This window comes from Paenibacillus sp. L3-i20 (assembly GCF_022180385.2).
GTDB lineage: Bacteria > Bacillota > Bacilli > Paenibacillales > Paenibacillaceae > Pristimantibacillus.
On record NZ_BQME02000001.1, the window covers coordinates 2,241,472 to 2,257,338 of the forward strand.

General features: G+C 42.8%; 13 protein-coding genes. 9 read left to right on the forward strand and 4 right to left on the reverse strand.

From position 1 onward, the window contains the following. The first annotated feature begins 227 nt into the window (after positions 1–227). Positions 228–1,184, forward strand: coding sequence for a M15 family metallopeptidase (locus tag MFF31_RS10520; protein ID WP_238187957.1), 957 nt, complete (start codon positions 228–230; stop codon positions 1,182–1,184). Positions 1,185–1,353: 169 nt separating this feature from the next. On the opposite strand, the gene MFF31_RS10525 is transcribed toward MFF31_RS10520, so the two are convergent. Continuing rightward, positions 1,354–1,509: a DUF1540 domain-containing protein gene (locus MFF31_RS10525; RefSeq protein ID WP_238187958.1), complete on the reverse strand. Its 156-nt coding sequence runs from the start codon at positions 1,507–1,509 to the stop codon at positions 1,354–1,356. Between the two features lie 101 nt (positions 1,510–1,610). Between MFF31_RS10525 and cls the strand changes: the two genes are divergently transcribed. The 6 genes from cls (at position 1,611) to MFF31_RS10555 (ending at position 8,366) form a co-directional block, all read left to right on the forward strand. Continuing rightward, positions 1,611–3,059, forward strand: a complete 1,449-nt coding sequence (gene cls, locus MFF31_RS10530; RefSeq protein WP_238187959.1) for a cardiolipin synthase — start codon at positions 1,611–1,613, stop codon at positions 3,057–3,059. A gap of 503 nt (positions 3,060–3,562) precedes the next feature. Continuing rightward, positions 3,563–3,955 carry a Fur family transcriptional regulator gene (locus MFF31_RS10535; RefSeq protein ID WP_238187960.1) on the forward strand — a complete coding sequence of 131 codons (393 nt, stop codon included), beginning with the start codon at positions 3,563–3,565 and terminating at the stop codon, positions 3,953–3,955. Then, positions 3,934–4,698 (forward strand): winged helix-turn-helix transcriptional regulator, encoded by a 765-nt coding sequence (locus tag MFF31_RS10540; RefSeq protein WP_238187961.1) that lies wholly within the window; start codon positions 3,934–3,936, stop codon positions 4,696–4,698. The genes MFF31_RS10535 and MFF31_RS10540 overlap by 22 nt, the downstream gene beginning before the upstream one ends. 142 nt (positions 4,699–4,840) lie before the next feature. After that, positions 4,841–6,295: a catalase gene (locus MFF31_RS10545; RefSeq protein ID WP_238187962.1), complete on the forward strand. Its 1,455-nt coding sequence runs from the start codon at positions 4,841–4,843 to the stop codon at positions 6,293–6,295. A gap of 170 nt (positions 6,296–6,465) precedes the next feature. Beyond that, the gene (locus tag MFF31_RS10550; RefSeq protein WP_238187963.1) at positions 6,466–6,948 is read left to right on the forward strand and encodes a CcdC family protein; all 483 of its coding nucleotides are present in this window, start codon (positions 6,466–6,468) and stop codon (positions 6,946–6,948) included. 86 nt (positions 6,949–7,034) lie between these two features. After that, positions 7,035–8,366, forward strand: coding sequence for a sodium-dependent transporter (locus MFF31_RS10555; protein ID WP_238187964.1), 1,332 nt, complete (start codon positions 7,035–7,037; stop codon positions 8,364–8,366). 115 nt (positions 8,367–8,481) lie between these two features. Here the strand turns inward: MFF31_RS10555 and MFF31_RS10560 are convergent, their stop codons facing one another. Both MFF31_RS10560 and MFF31_RS10565 read right to left on the reverse strand, forming a co-directional pair. Beyond that, positions 8,482–9,297 carry a hypothetical protein gene (locus tag MFF31_RS10560; protein ID WP_238187965.1) on the reverse strand — a complete coding sequence of 272 codons (816 nt, stop codon included), beginning with the start codon at positions 9,295–9,297 and terminating at the stop codon, positions 8,482–8,484. Positions 9,298–9,330: 33 nt separating this feature from the next. Continuing rightward, positions 9,331–11,346 carry a M1 family metallopeptidase gene (locus tag MFF31_RS10565; protein ID WP_238187966.1) on the reverse strand — a complete coding sequence of 672 codons (2,016 nt, stop codon included), beginning with the start codon at positions 11,344–11,346 and terminating at the stop codon, positions 9,331–9,333. A 104-nt stretch (positions 11,347–11,450) separates the two neighbouring features. Here MFF31_RS10565 and MFF31_RS10570 point away from each other — a divergent pair, with 104 nt between their 5' ends. Further along, positions 11,451–11,975, forward strand: a complete 525-nt coding sequence (locus MFF31_RS10570) for a YwhD family protein (RefSeq protein ID WP_238187967.1) — start codon at positions 11,451–11,453, stop codon at positions 11,973–11,975. Between the two features lie 92 nt (positions 11,976–12,067). Here MFF31_RS10570 and MFF31_RS10575 read toward each other — a convergent pair whose 3' ends face one another. Continuing rightward, positions 12,068–13,837, reverse strand: coding sequence for a methyl-accepting chemotaxis protein (locus MFF31_RS10575; RefSeq protein WP_238187968.1), 1,770 nt, complete (start codon positions 13,835–13,837; stop codon positions 12,068–12,070). Between the two features lie 513 nt (positions 13,838–14,350). Between MFF31_RS10575 and MFF31_RS10580 the strand changes: the two genes are divergently transcribed. Further along, positions 14,351–15,865 carry an MFS transporter gene (locus MFF31_RS10580; RefSeq protein WP_238187969.1) on the forward strand — a complete coding sequence of 505 codons (1,515 nt, stop codon included), beginning with the start codon at positions 14,351–14,353 and terminating at the stop codon, positions 15,863–15,865. Positions 15,866–15,867 lie beyond the last annotated feature (2 nt).

Genomic DNA, 15,867 nt, shown 5'->3' on the forward strand with positions numbered 1-15,867 from the left:
CCTTTCACAGCAGAAACAGGCCTTCTCTTAGAGCTAGCCAGTTGCTTTCTAATAGTATAAATATTTACTGCAATTTCTTTATTATTATGCTCCTTTTTACAGCCAATTGTCAAAAGGCAAAACGGACCTTAACAAATTTGTTGTTTTTTTCCTGCTCAGAGTTGATTAAAAAGTGATGCTGCCAACGTCTATATGTATGTCTTGAAATTGATAGGGGGAACTGTTTTATGAAAAAAAGAAGATTATTATTGGTAGTAGGTATAGTGGGTTTGACCGTTTTTATTGGGTTTAACTTCGCTAAAGATATTGGCTGGATCGAACAGTCGCCGACACTCTCAGAGCCGCCTAAGCTTGCTGATGGAGCGAAGGAAAGTACTGGTCAGCAAGGCGGTCAAGTAGAGGGTGAGGAAACTCCACAGCCTACTGAGGGTAACGATGAGTCCAATGTGGACAAGCCTGAGATTACTGATAAGCCGGAAAGTACGGATAAACCTGAAAGTACGGATAAACCCGAAAGTACGGACAAACCTATCAATACAGGTTCGACTGTCGAGGTTGTTGGTATATCAAAGGGTGAAGATGGCGCTATGGGTGTAGTTGCTGAGCCGGAGAACGTAGCTTCGCTTGTTAATCCTTTTAATAAGTTGCCGGAGGACTATAATCCAACGGATCTCGTATACCCAGACGTTCGATTCATCTTTTCTGAGAAAATTGAAAAACGGAAAATGCGTCAGGAAGCAGCGGAGGCGCTGGAGAAGCTATTCAGTGGTGCGGAAGATGCTAAGATCTATTTGGCGGGTGTATCTGCATATCGTTCACATGAGACCCAGAAAAAACTGTTTGATCGCTATGTGAAGCGTGATGGTTATGAGAAAGCAAGAACGTACAGTGCGCTGCCTGGGACAAGCGAGCACGAGACTGGTTTAGCGGTCGATGTGACGAGCAGTGACGGCAAGTGTGCTGCAGCGGATTGTTTTGGTGAGACGAAGGAAGCGGATTGGTTGAAGATGAACGCAGCTACGTATGGATTCATCATTCGGTATCCAGAAGGCAAGGACAAGATTACTGGTTATCAATACGAGCCATGGCATCTCCGTTATGTTGGTACATCAGTTGCAGAGGAGCTTGTTGCAAACGATCAGACGTTAGAAGAATATTATGACGCTGTGCCTGTGAATAACTAATAAGGCTTCTTATTTAGAGGTCATGGGAAGACTATACATGGTATGAGATGACTGCAATAGTAGTAAAATAGATGAAATGTAGCAGCGGCGTATGTTGGCCTTATGCAATCACTTAAGGTGATAGCAAAGAGTTCGCACCACGCCGCATGCATTCTCTTAGGTCTTGCCTTTAGATCTTTGATTCGAACGTTTTGCAATCTGTTTCTTCGGACTGGCTAGCTTGCTTGCCGCGATTACTTACAACATAGATCGAAGAAGCGCCGCAATTATTGCCTGTTGCCCAAAATTTGCAAGAGCTTACTTCACAAAGTACGTCCTTTGCCATTGATGATCACCCCCTTATCCATAGGATGGACAATCGGGAGTCACTTTTATACTAAGACATTATGTAATGATCGTTACCAATTGCGGGGGTTGAAGAGCCGAATGAGTATGCTCCAGAATATATCTTTGATTATCATGTTATTAAATATTTTTCTTGCAATAACCGTTATTTTTTTAGAACGTCGTAATGCAACGTCTACGTGGGCATGGCTTATGATTCTCTTTTTTATTCCTGTGTTGGGATTCATATTGTATCTTGTATTGGGACAAAGGGTGCGAAGAAGGCAACTGAATAAGCTGCTTGGTGACAATCAGCTTATTATTGAAGACACACTTGATAAACAGAAGCAGCAAGTGATCGAAAGAAAACTGCTCTCAGCCAATAGCGAGCATGCGATGTATCAAGATATGATCTACATGAACTTAACTACAGGATATGCACTCTATACGAATAACAACTCGGTCGATATTTTTACCGAGGGTAACCAAAAATTTGATTCTCTAATAAGAGATATCGAAGCAGCGGAGCATCACATACATCTTGTTTATTATATTGTACGAGATGATGTTCTGGGACGAAGATTAGTTAAAGCGCTAGCGAAGAAAGCTGCTCAAGGGATAGAGGTACGTTTCTTATATGATCATATTGGAAGCTCACAACTGCCTAAACGGTACTTTAGCGAGCTTCGTGCTGCTGGGGGGATGGAGACTGCCTTTTTCCCTTCTCGCATTCCTTACGTTAATTTGAAGGTCAATTATCGGAATCACCGTAAGCTCGTTATCATTGATGGCAAGGTTGGCTACATTGGCGGCTTTAATATTGGTGATGAGTACTTGGGATTGAACAAAAACTTCGGCGAGTGGAGGGACACCCATCTAAAGGTAGTAGGCGGTGCTGTCCTGCAGATGCAAGCACAGTTCCTTATGGATTGGAATTTGGCATCGAGTGGTAGATTGGAACTCAGTGAAACGTATTTTCCTGAGACGGTGGAGAGAAAAGGTAACATTGGGATGCAGCTCGTTGCAAGTGGCCCCGATACGGAATATCAAGAGATCAAAAATGCTTATATCAAAATGATTTATTCCGCTAAAGAATCAATTTGTTTGCAAACGCCTTATTTCGTACCGGATGAGAGCCTTATGACAGCCCTTCGAATTGCTGCACTGTCGGGAGTCAATGTGCGAATTATGCTACCGAGCAAACCAGATCATTTCTTTGTTTATTGGGCGACGCATTCTTATTTGGGGGAAATGTTAGCAAGCGGTGTTCAGATCTTCTTATATGAACGAGGATTTCTCCATGCGAAGACGTTAGTGGTAGATAGTAAAATTGCCTCTGTCGGAACAACGAATCTGGATATCCGAAGCTTTAAACTAAATTTCGAGATGAATGCATTTATTTATGACACTAAAACGGCTACGCAGCTAATGACCATTTTTGAAGGGGATGTCACCTATTCGCGTCAGCTCACAGTAGAGGACTATGCTAATCGTCCCTTGTTTAATCGGTTCAGAGAGTCAATCTCCAGATTGCTTAGCCCAATTCTATAACGAACAAGTTTAAAGGGATCCCGCTTATCTATGATAACCGGAATCCCTTTATGTTTCTGATGAACAACTATTCAATTTATTCAAACTCTCCAATCTTTGGCTTCCATAGCATATTATTAATCGCTTTATCCTTTCGATAAGTATCTAATCTCTTAGTCTTTGATTAGACTATTAGATATCTTTGGATTACTTATTTTAGTAGTCTGTTCGATGGATTCCCACATGTCCTCTTTTGCTTGTTGCTCCTTCCTTATTGTAGTAGGACACGCTTCGCTAACTCACTGCATTGGTCTATCCCCTCTCGATTAAGTTAAGCTCAGTATATACTATTATTTTAATATTGTAAATATTCAGATAATTAAAATTTGTTAAGAGTAGAACTTAAAAACAAACTGCTATTATGTTAGTTGTAGCGCGGAAATCACAAGTGAATGGATTGACGGTATATATAATTATATTTATACTTAGTCTAAAATCATAGGATAAGGCGGCATGAAGCAGTCATGAGCAAAATAAACTTAACTATACAGAGGAAAGCCATCTTCGAAGTTGTAAAGGAAGCATACGATCATCCTACGGCAGCTGATGTCATCGATAGACTTCGGGGGCGAGGTTATAACTTCGCATATGGAACCGTATATAATTCATTGCGCTACTTGAGAGATGTTGGGTTGATTCGTGAGCTGAAGCTAGGGGAGGCGATTAGCCGCTATGATGCTAGAACAGATGAACATCAGCATATCGTATGTACGAAATGTGGTCGAGTGGATGAGGTGCTGATTGAAGTGCCGTCGGATTGGATTACAGCTGTAGCAAAGGAAACGAACTATCGGATCGAGCATGCACAAGTTGTGCTGGAAGGGGTATGTGAGACATGTACGAACAAGACCCAATAGTAGATACGAACGAAGGCGTTATTTGCTCCCTAACGAAGCGGGTCATGATCATTAGCCCCTTGCCAGATCGGGTTCGCAGCTTGCTAGTTATGTTATCGACGGAATGTTTTGATGTATTCTCTCTTCATGATTTCAACAAAAGTATGTTGCCAGCTTTGCAGCCCGAACTATTAGTATATGATGCTTTACCTATCGCTCACCCTAAAGCGGGTCAGACGTTAAGAGGTGGCGAAGAATTATTGAAGGCCGCCGAAGGATATGGTGTTCCCGTACTTGTACTTATGGATAAACAATCGTATGAAACATGCGGAGAAGAGGAATTATCGGGTGCTCAGCTGCTTGTTTGGCCTGCGAAACCTGAGGAGGCGCTGGAGCTTATTAACCGAATGTTGGAAAGCCGCTCAACTTCACAGGGATTGCTAGGTCTTGACGATATAAAAATGTTTAAAGACATTGAAATTGATTTGCGCAAAATGAAAGTAACGCAAGGAAATGTACGTGTAGATTTGACGAAGACAGAATATGATCTATTGCTCCACTTTATTGCTTCGGATGGTTCTGTTCTATCGCGGGAATCTCTACTGGACACGGTTTGGGGACTTCAGTTTTATGGCAGCAGCAATGTTGTAGATGTTCATATTAAGAGTCTTCGTAAGAAGCTTAAGGATAGTGCAATTTCGCCCAAATACATTGTTACCGTCCGTGGAGCTGGTTATCGACTCGCGGATGATTCAGCTCATTAATACCGTTCTGTGCGTCTTAATCGTTCATTTAATATTCATCTACCATTCATCATGTGTTCATGACATATGGACAGCGTGACGATACAATTAGTATAAAGATTTAGATCAAGTCTAAATATATAAAACTAATGAGGTGTTATTTATGAATAATCGTTTGACGACTAATCAAGGTACTCCTGTAGGCAATAATCAGAGCTCTCGTACAGCAGGCCAGCGCGGACCGACTTTATTGGAAGATTATCATTTGCTGGAGAAGATCGCTCATTTCGACCGTGAGCGCATTCCAGAACGTGTCGTTCATGCTAGAGGAGCAGGTGCACATGGTGTTTTCCGTACAGAAAATAGTATGACGGAACATACAAAAGCTTTATTTCTCGGTGAAGCAGGAACGGAAACACCAGTGTTTGTACGTTTCTCCACTGTTATTAATGGTACTGGCTCCCCTGAGACGGTACGTGATCCTAGAGGTTTTGCAGTAAAGTTTTACACACAGGAAGGTAATTATGATTTAGTCGGCAACCATTTGCCAGTATTTTTCATTCGTGATGCAATGAAATTCCCGGATATGGTACATTCACTTAAGCCAGCTCCACATACGAATATTCAAGACCCTGCTCGTTATTGGGACTTTATGACGTTGACGCCAGAATCCACACATATGCTTACTTGGCTGTTTTCTGACGACGGTACGCCAGCATCCTATCGTGAAATGGACGGCTTTGGTGTTCATGCATTTAAGTGGATTAACGATGCAGGCAAGCAGACGTATGTAAAATATACATGGAAGTCGCTGCAAGGCGTTCGCAACTTCACTGCCGAAGAGGCATCTCAAATGCAGGCAAAGGATTTCAATCATGCTACTCGTGATTTATACGATGCAATCGAACTTGGCAACTTCCCAGAATGGGAGCTGCACGTGCAATTAATGCCGCGAGAGCATGTCGATCGTTATGCATTCGATCCACTAGACCCTACTAAGATTTGGCCGGAAGATATGTATCCGCTGAATAAAGTCGGTACGATGACGCTGAACCGCAATCCTGTCAATTACTTCGCTGAAGTAGAGCAGTCAGCATTTTCACCGGGCGTGTTAGTAGCAGGCATTGAGCCATCTGAAGATAAGCTGCTTCAAGGCCGGTTATTTTCATATCCCGACACGCAGCGTTATCGTTTGGGAGCCAACTACTTGAACATCCCCGTGAACTGCCCTTATGCGCCTGTTCGCAATCATCAGCGCGACGGAGCAATGACAATGCATGCGGATCCATCATCGGTCAATTACGAACCCAATAGTGCATCTGACAGTCCGAAGGAGTCACCGGATCACAACGATTCCTATTCAACCATTCTTGGCGGCGCAGGTCGGCAAAAGATTGATAAAACAGATGACTTCACTCAAGCAGGGGAGCGCTACCGTTCATTGCCTGAGGAGCAACAAGAAAATCTAGTGACGAATTTGGTTAATGAGCTTCGTGCAACGAACGATGATATACGGCTTCGTGCACTCTGTAATTTCTTCCGTGCCGATCGGACACTCGGTACGAAGTTGTCCGAAGAGCTTGATGTAGATATTCGTGAGTTTATCCCGAAAGGATAAACCATAATTTCTAAATATGTTATCATTTGTGGTGAAGCCCCTCCTTATTAGTCATTGTAAGGAGGGGCTTCTTTGTTTTGCTTGAAATTAAACCGTTTATAACGGTAAACTAGAGTACATGCAAATTAGGCTAGTAGCTATTACACATTTTGATTACGGAGGTTCTTCGGATGCAGTGGACCAATCCAATCTTACAATTAGGAGCTATTTCGGTTTCGATTATAATGGGGCTATGTCTCATTATTGTTCGTATTCGCGCAGGTAATCAGCCGACAACGCTAAAAAAAATTGTTATTCCACCACTGGGTATGGCTACTGGTTTTATTATGTTTGCATTTCCTATGACACATATTCCGTGGTTGTGGGGAGTATCAGCCTTTGGTACAGGGCTGCTTCTATTCGCATTTCCACTTATTGTGACGACTAGACTAGAGAGGGTGGACACAGCTATATTTGTACGACGGTCGAAAGCCTTCGTAGCTATTATTATTGTTATGTTCCTGCTTAGAATCATGCTGCATCGCGTGGTAGAGCATTATGTGACAATTCCACAGACAGGGGCGATTTTTTATTTATTAGCACTCGGAATGATTATTCCGTGGAGATTAGCAATGGTAAGTGATTATTTGCGGCTAAGGAAACTCGCTGCATGACAGGATGGGTAGACTCGATAACGATTATTTTATAGAAATGGTCATACTACCCATTGGTGATGATTTCACGGATAGGTGGTTTTTTTATGAGTTCAAGTAAGAATACGGAACGTTTTACCTCAAAAGGATTTATTATGGCCGCTATTGGCAGTTCAGTCGGCTTAGGTAGTATGTGGAAATTCCCCTATGTGACAGGTTTGTATGGTGGCGCAGCCTTTTTCTTACTATTTATACTCTGTTTGCTGCTAGTTGGTTTGCCAGTACTGCTTGCCGAACTGACTGTTGGTCGGGGAGGCCGTGGGAGTGCTTCATCTTCATTAACGAAGCTGAGCGGGAGTAAGGGCTGGGGCGCTGTTGGATTTTTAACGGTAATAGGTTCATTTCTCGTCATGTCATTTTATGGTGTAGTTGCAGGATGGACCCTTCATTATGCCTTGTTATCCTTTACGGGGAACCTGTTCTCAAAAGATGATTTTGCGGGCGTGTTTGCACAGTTTATTGGTGGCTGGACGCCAATTGGCTGGCAGCTTGTTGTTATGTTGATTACAGCATTTGTTTTGATCCGTGGTGTATCAGCAGGTATAGAGAAGTTCAATAAACTGATTGTACCTGGTTTAGTCATATTGCTCGTTCTCCTTGCCATTCAAGCATTATCGCTGGACGGCGCTAGCAAAGGGGTATCGTTTTTCCTAAAACCTGACTTTAGTAAGCTAACGGCGGAATCTGCGCTTGTAGCACTTGGACAAGCCTTTTTCTCGATGTCTCTTGGAATGGGGACGATGGTAACTTACGGCGCTTACGTGGAAAAAAATCAATCATTAGGTACAGCGACCGTAGCGGTTGGTGTCGGCAACGTATTGTATGCGCTGCTCGCAGGGTTAATTATTTTCCCAACGATATTTGTGTTTGGTATTGCGCCAACGGAAGGTGCAGGACTTGTGTTTGTTGCGCTGCCTGCAGCGTTCTCTGCCATGCCGTTTGGTGCATTGTTCGGCGGATTGTTTTTTGTTTTGCTGGCGTTTGCAGCAATTACTTCTGCAGTATCAGTACTGGAAGTTTCCGTTGCCTTCGTCCGAGATCAATTCAAATGGAGCCGTTTCAAGTCTGTCATTGTTGTTAGTACTATTTGCTTCTTCGCAGGTGTACCTTTATCCATCTCGCTTGGAGGTAAGGTGGACTGGCTTATGATTGGTGGTAAATCGCTGTTCGATTGGGTTGATTTTGTATGTTCCAACATCATATTGCCAATTGGCGGTTTGCTTATAACAATTTTTGTTGCGTATAGGTGGGAAGGCGCAGCGAAGGAATCGGGCTTATCCTCAGGATGGTTGAAGGTATGGATATTTATGTTGAAGTTTGTTTCTCCAGTCTTGGTCCTGCTTGTACTTCTTTATTACGCAGGCATTATTAAGCTGTGAGCAATTAAATAAACGGTCAATAGGAATGACAATAGGAAGGCTGCTTTCAAGGTTTAATGAACCTTAAAGGCAGCCTTTTGCTCCGTCTATACGACTGATTAAGTGGATGAGAAAATTATGTTTCTGACTTTAAGTAGTTGTATTGCGTTGCGATGGTCCAAACGCGCAGTAAAGTTTGGATGAATGGATAGCTTTGGTGCAAGATGAGAGCGAACAGGCCCGCCCACAACATGGAGACGCTTGTCACGGCAAGGCCGAGCAGAGCGGCTATTCCCCACATTAACAAAGAGATGGCAGCATAAGGGGCGAATCGCTTGATGGAATGCCACAAGGAGCCCAATATCCCGTCACCAGAAACAGCGCCGAATTGCATTGCAAGGAACAATAAATGAAGTAGCCCTCCCCAAACAATCCAGATGAGTGCCCCTGGCACAATAGTAGTTAGCAACTCAGGAACACTGCTGCTTCTAAGAAAGATATGAAGTGCCTTTGGTATGAGCCACCAAGCTGGAGCGAGTACGAGAATAGATTGAATCCAATAGAGCAGCATGACGGGCTTCCATGTCTTTCGAACGCCTTCTAGGAAGCGTGTACTTCCGGCGTCTCTCGTCTGTTGATGCATAGAGTAGAAGAAACCGGCATTAAATAGTGGAGTTAGCAGCATTCTTGCGATAAATAACCCGCCGATTAGCCATATGTATGGTGCAATTAAATCAGTTTTAAACAATTGAAACTGTGCCTCTGTCATAAAGATTTGTACGGCATGATCTGTTGTAGAAGCGGACGGGAATCGCCTCAGTAGTGGTGATACTGTGTTGTCTATGATGCGATATAAGAAAAACCCCCAAATGAATTGATAGAGAAATAAGAGCAGTACGAAGTAAAAGTGTTTAAATGTTATTCTCCAGCCTTGCCGCATATGAGCTTTCATCGATATCACCCCGTTGTTACGAATTTTTGGTTTTTACCAGCCTAATGCTCCAAGGAGACCTTCAATAAACTTCGTTACACCGAGACTCCAGCGAGTACGTGATTCATGAGGGATTTCTGCCAGCATATAGTTGTTAATCAGCTTGTTATCCAGCACGTTTGTATGATCAGGGTCCACGGAAACCCATTGCAGCGGCGAATTTGTTACTTCTGTATACTGAATATGAGCTTCATCGCCTAACCACACTTTGCTAATCGTTGAACCATCTGTAAACTTAAATAGAATCGGTATAGGCCCGTTCGAGCCGCCATTTTTTTTGATCAAAATGTTGGATTCATATTGCTTTGTATCATCATTATTTGTCGCTTTTACTTGGATGGCATCCACCGAGAAGTCAGCCATCTCATTGCTATAGACGAATTGATTAAAGTATTCCGTCCACTTTGCCTTAGTCACATATTCCACGATACGTTGGAAATCGGCTGTAGTAGGATGTTTGAATTTATACTTCTGGAAGTAAGTACGCATAATCTTACCCATCACAGCATCTCCGACTTTGTTTTCGATGTCGACAAGTACCAACTTAGCGCGCATATAAACGTTTTCTGCATATTGCTTATGGTTTGCGTACACCCACGAAGGTTGCTTGAGAGGTGCTGGATGGGTCATGTAACTGGCTTCCATTCGAAGATTAGATGTTACCCCATAGGCAGCTTCCATCACTTTGTCTTCGGCGTAGGATGTAAAGCCTTCATCCAACCATGCTTCTTCAAATTCATTGGAGGCGACCATTCCGTACCAAAATTGATGCCCAATCTCATGGACGACGGTTCGCTCCAGATCATATCCTGGATTTTCCTTCTCAGCGGCAAATGATGTTACTAATGTTGGATATTCCATGCCTCCGGCGCCGTTAGCACCCTTTGGAGGAACGACTATCGACAACGTATTGTATGGATAAGAGCCATACCATTTCGAATAATTGGCTAGAGCTGATTTGGCGGCATGCATGTATCGGTCTTTAAGATGGGCGTGCAGGGGGTCCAAATAGAGCTTGATACGGACACCGGGAACTCCCTTGTCAGAGAAGGCTGCTTCCTCATAGATGAAGTTAGGTGAAGCAGACCATGCAAAGTCATGAACATCCTCCGCATAAAATTGAAACAGATTGGTCCCATTTTCGCTGACAGTGGGCTTAGTTTGGAAGCCAGTTGCTGCGACCGTATAAGATTCGGGAACACGAATAGCTACGCTATAGATACCGAAATCGCTGTAAAACTCTGAATTCCCATGGTACTGATGAACATTCCAACCCTCAGAGGCCCGTCCCCTCATACCGACGGTTTCATATACGGCAAGTTTCGGGAACCACTGTCCGGCCATAACGAAATCACCAGAATAGCCCATACGAGCGAATACTTCAGGCATTTTTACTTCAAAGCTCATTCGAAGTGTAACGGATTTGCCAGGAGCAACTGCTTCAGGCAGACGAAGTCTAGCGAGTGTAAAATCGCTTTTGTTCCCGTCATCTGGTTGTGTATACTGCAAGCGTGGTAGTAAGCTTTCCCCTTCTAACGTTTGTAAGGTAAGGAGCTTGAGATGGCTTCTGCTGTTAGGCGTCGCTTTATCGTGTCGCAGCTTTCCACCCGATTCCATCATGAAGGTCGTTTTGGGAGATTGGAATGCGTTCGGATAGAGGTGGAAGTAAAGCTCGGACACGGCTTTTTTACCTGGATTAGTCCAAGTCACATCTTGTGTACCGTCTAGATGCTGACCGTCGTCACGGAGCGAGACGTTGATGTGATATTCCACTACCCACTTGCTTAGTGGCTTAGGGTTAGCAGGCACAACCGTATCCGGCTGCTGGACAACTTGCGGCTTGGCCGAATTTGGGGCAGGCAGTGTAGGCAGCATAGCTTTGGCGGCAGGGGCGAAAGCATATGTAAATTGAGATTGCCAAGCGTTCCCGAAGCCATAATTCACCGACAAAATAAGCAATACGGCGGCGAATAAACTAAATAAAATTCGTTTGACATTACGTGGGGTCATTGAACGTTTCCCTCCCGTTGACAAGCATCTACAGCATGTATATGTTTGCAATTCCAAGATTATTAGCTAAAATGGAATTATTGTATGGGGAAGGTGGAGTGAAGATGACAGAAGAGCAGAACGTACCAGCACAACCGGAAGTGAAAGAGAAAAAATCCTTGACGCTCAACGTAGTGAGCAGCAAGAAACATAAAGGCTTTGGTGCAGGATCAATCGATCTAAGTGATGTAGCTTGTGTAATGATTGACGAAGGTGTTGCTTACATTGATGTAGGTATTATGCATGCGAAGAGTAAAGTGGAGCGCGGTATTAAATTTACTCCTAATAAGGAAGATACACCGAATGGGAGACAATGCTGGATTGTTTGGGTAGCTGTTGACCGTAACGAGGAAGGTTCATTTTATGCGGGAGTAACATCTTGTGAGATGCTCGTTGATACAGAAGCGAAGCGCGGTTGGAAAATTCTTGCCGATCATGTTAACCGACTAGATTATGCAATTAAGCGTAAATACATGCTGGACAATCTGGGTGAGACCGAGCAGGCTGCATTACGCAAGCTGCTTATTGAACATAATGCGGAATGGTGGGACCGTTCGCCAGCGGAACTTAAAGATGCACTCGGTGGATAACAGTTGATTTAAAAAAGAGAAAGCTGCCGGAAACGGCAGCTTTCTCTTTTTTACGTTGAAGAATAGATTTGTATGAAAGGAGTGAAATGCCGTTATAACTTAAACTTACCTACAAGGACTCGTAACTCATCCGCCATACTAGTCAGTGAAGCAGCTGAAGAGGTGATTTCCTCGATTGTAGCTAATTGCTCTTCGGAAGCTGCTGCTGCGCTTTGGGTACTGGATGCGGAGCGTACGGCGAAGTTAGCCATATGCTCGATGGATGTATAAACCTGCTCCACGCTGGCTGACATTTGCTCAGAAACAGCTGACACTTCTTGAATATCCGCTACTACCTCTTCTACTGATTTTAGGATGACTCGGAAGCCTTCCCCAGTTTCTTGCACAACATCCATTCCCATCTTTACATCTTGTGTGCCTTTTTCCATCGCTTCTACTGCTCGTAGTGTATCTTTTTGGATGAGTTGTATTAAATGCGAGATTTGTTCAGAAGAGTTCTTTGACTGCTCAGCAAGTTTTTTTACTTCACTGGCGACAACGGCAAATCCTCTCCCATGTTCACCTGCACGAGCAGCTTCAATAGCAGCATTGAGTGCTAATAAATTCGTTTGATTAGCTATTCCTGTAATAACCTCAACAATCTTGCCTATCTCGCTTGATCGTTCTCCTAATTGTCTAATAACATAAGCAGAGTCATTTGTTGATCGATGTATTTCATTCATTTGTTGAATTACTTTTTGGATCGATTCATTTCCTTGGTTCGCCTCTTTTTGTGTTTCTAAGGCTGCATCTGATACGGAGGATGTTGTCTCGGCCACTCTTTGGATGCCTATAGAAATTTCTTTCATTGCTCGTGCGCTTTCTTCTGCACCTGCACCTTGCGTCTCTGCTCCGCTGGCTATGTCCTGAAGAGTCATCGTAATTTGATTTGTTGCCTGTACAGTTTGTTGTGTACTTGCAGTTAATTGTTTTGATGACCAAGCAACATGCGTGGAGGTGTCGTTTGCTTTTCGAAAGAGGTCTTTCAAACTAATTACCATGCTGTTAACGGCTTGCATAAGTTGCCCAATTTCATCTTTCCCATCATAGTTGTTAGTTTTAATCGTAAAGTCTCCCTGGGAGAGTTGATTCATATCCGCAACTAGTTTATTAATTGGTCGGGTGATGACTCGGATGAGAATGATACTTAACACAATTACGATTACAATTGCAACTGAAACGGTGATCATAAGGGACTTTTTTGACGATTTTATTATTTTTTCGTCGGCTACAATACGTGATTCTACATATTGAGTATTAATTTCACCGATCTCATTTAGTTCATCTCTTGCGATTGTATAGGAATCAGTTAGCTTATTTAAAGTAAGTACGATTGGTTGTAAGCTCAACTCATTTGATGATGCTTCCTTCTCTTCGATGATGGAAGTAGAGAGCGTTACCCATGATCCAAAATCCTTTTGAAATTGAGTAATCGGTTCATCTATTTTATTCGTTGCCCCGCTATGTTGATAGGTTTCAAGTTCCTTAATGTTATGTACTAGCTCTTTAACGGTTGCTATTCTTTCATTGACTTGCTGTACATTTTCTAAGAAGTCTTCTTTTGATTGTTTGAATTCATTGCTTTGCGTATCAAATATGAGAAGACTTTGAACGGCTGAGTAAGCCTGATACATATCTCTATCTGCATTCATGGAAAGATTTGCGCTGGAGTAAATTTGCGATTTGTCTGCAGTTAAAACCTTCATAATGCTAAAGGTTATTGCTGTTGTGAGGATAAGAGCAAGAGTTGGGATAGACAATACAATAATAATTTTTGTTCGAAGCTTTACATTTTTCAATTTCAGTGAATGTACAATTGACATGGTGATTCCCCCTCTTTAACTAGGTATAATCTTCGGTTCATCTGCTCTTTTATACAAAATAAAAAGTAACCAATCTCAAAATGGAGGAAGGTTACTCTACATACATAGATATTCCGCTGTTACTGACGGGCATCATGTATACATCGTGGCCCTATAGTTTTGCATTCAAGCGGTTTAAAGTACACATCATTAAAAATGGCATTTAATTACTTTTAATTAATATAACGATATCATTTTATTTAAAATCAATCAACCATAAAGATGAATTTTTCATGAAACTTTCATGTATCATTAAATCAAAATCAATAATCAACCATAAAAATAGAATTTCCTGTTAATTCATTCGATGGAATGCTATAAATCTTCATGTTTAATGTTAAATGGGCTGTTCTCATAGGAGAATGGCTATTTTTGCTTTTATAACAGGGACAACCATAAATAGAATTAATTTGACAGTAACATTCAAATGACATAGACTATCATTAAATTGGAATATTAAGGAGTGAAAAGGTAATGAACTGGAAAGAAAATCGCAAGTGGTGGGTACTAGGAGCACTCGCCTTTAGCTTATTGACGGTGGGACTAGATTTGACTGTTCTGAATTTGGCGCTTCCAATATTGGCGACTGACATGCATGCGACGAACGGTCAATTACAATGGTTTGCCGATGCTTATAATCTAGTTATGGCTGCTGCGTTATTGCCAGCAGGGCTGCTTGGGGATCGATTCGGACGGAAGAAGATGTTGCTTATTGCACTTCTATTGTTTGGTGTTGCTTCTTTAGTGTGTGCTTATGCGGATACTGCAGCAGCGTTAATTGCAGGACGTGCTTTACTTGGGCTTGGAGCGGCCTTTCTCATTCCGTTGTCGATGTCCATCATTCCTGTATTGTTCACAGAGGAAGAGCGACCGAAGGCAATTGGAATATGGACAATGGCTAATGCGATTGGTATTCCGCTTGGTCCTATAGTAGGCGGGTGGCTGTTAAATCACTATTGGTGGGGTTCTGTATTTCTGATTAATATACCGATCATTTGTATTGGGCTCATTGCCGTATCTGTCCTGCTTAAGGAATCAAGAAGTGCAATTCGACCTAAAATAGACCTCATCGGTGTACTAGTTTCAAGCCTAGGTTTGATCGGCATTACGTATGGTGTTATTAGAGCAGGGGAAGAAGGATGGGGCGATGCTTCTGCCTTGATCATTATCGGTGCAGGACTGTTAATGCTTCTATTATTTATTCTGTGGGTAAGACGCTCCCGAAATCCACTTATCGATCTCTCTTTGTTCCGTTCACCTAGCTTTACTGGGGGATCTACAGCAGCAGGCATCGTTTCATTCGCTATGTTTGGTTTGTTGTTCGTAATGCCGCAATACTTTCAAGCGGTAGAAGGATCAGATTCCTTTCATACAGGGTTGAAATTATTGCCTATTATGGGGGGTCTGCTTGTAGGTGCAAAGGTATCCGAGCTTCTTGCACGTAAATTAGGTAATCGTACAATAATGATTGCAGGGTTTCTGCTGCTTGCCGCAGGATATGCATTAGGAGCTAATACAGGGTTAGACTCATCATACAGCTTCGCTGCAATATGGATTGCGATAGTAGGTCTTGGTATAGGGTTTGTTTTGCCTGCTTCAATGGATACAGCAATAGGTGCACTTTCTGCAGAGAGAAGCGGTGTTGGCTCGGCGCTTATTATGACGATTCGCCAAGTTGGAGGAACGATTGGTGTCGCGGTATTAGGTACTGTGCTAAGCAATGTTTATCGTGATAAACTAGAGTTGGACGGATTGCCAAGTGAAACCGCTGAAGTCGTAGAGAGAAGCGTCTCTGCTGGTGTGGGTGTTGCACATCAAGCCGATTCAACGATATTGCTCCATACTGTGCGCGATGCTTTTGTTCAAGGTATGGATGTTATGCTTTGGGTATGCGGGGCTTCAGCAGCTTTGGGATTCGTAGTCATCTTGCTTTATTTGCCGAAGCGGGCAAGTAAAAATAGCAAAATGGAATCTGGGTTACCAACTTAGGG

Bases quoted from the DNA above. Each gene is read 5' to 3' on its own strand.
- MFF31_RS10520 (WP_238187957.1), top strand. From the start codon at position 228: ATGAAAAAAAGAAGATTATTATTGGTAGTAGGTATAGTGGGTTTGACC.
- MFF31_RS10525 (WP_238187958.1), bottom strand. From the start codon at position 1,509: ATGGCAAAGGACGTACTTTGTGAAGTAAGCTCTTGCAAATTTTGGGCA.
- cls (WP_238187959.1), top strand. From the start codon at position 1,611: ATGAGTATGCTCCAGAATATATCTTTGATTATCATGTTATTAAATATT.
- MFF31_RS10535 (WP_238187960.1), top strand. From the start codon at position 3,563: ATGAGCAAAATAAACTTAACTATACAGAGGAAAGCCATCTTCGAAGTT.
- MFF31_RS10540 (WP_238187961.1), top strand. From the start codon at position 3,934: ATGTACGAACAAGACCCAATAGTAGATACGAACGAAGGCGTTATTTGC.
- MFF31_RS10545 (WP_238187962.1), top strand. From the start codon at position 4,841: ATGAATAATCGTTTGACGACTAATCAAGGTACTCCTGTAGGCAATAAT.
- MFF31_RS10550 (WP_238187963.1), top strand. From the start codon at position 6,466: ATGCAGTGGACCAATCCAATCTTACAATTAGGAGCTATTTCGGTTTCG.
- MFF31_RS10555 (WP_238187964.1), top strand. From the start codon at position 7,035: ATGAGTTCAAGTAAGAATACGGAACGTTTTACCTCAAAAGGATTTATT.
- MFF31_RS10560 (WP_238187965.1), bottom strand. From the start codon at position 9,297: ATGAAAGCTCATATGCGGCAAGGCTGGAGAATAACATTTAAACACTTT.
- MFF31_RS10565 (WP_238187966.1), bottom strand. From the start codon at position 11,346: ATGACCCCACGTAATGTCAAACGAATTTTATTTAGTTTATTCGCCGCC.
- MFF31_RS10570 (WP_238187967.1), top strand. From the start codon at position 11,451: ATGACAGAAGAGCAGAACGTACCAGCACAACCGGAAGTGAAAGAGAAA.
- MFF31_RS10575 (WP_238187968.1), bottom strand. From the start codon at position 13,837: ATGTCAATTGTACATTCACTGAAATTGAAAAATGTAAAGCTTCGAACA.
- MFF31_RS10580 (WP_238187969.1), top strand. From the start codon at position 14,351: ATGAACTGGAAAGAAAATCGCAAGTGGTGGGTACTAGGAGCACTCGCC.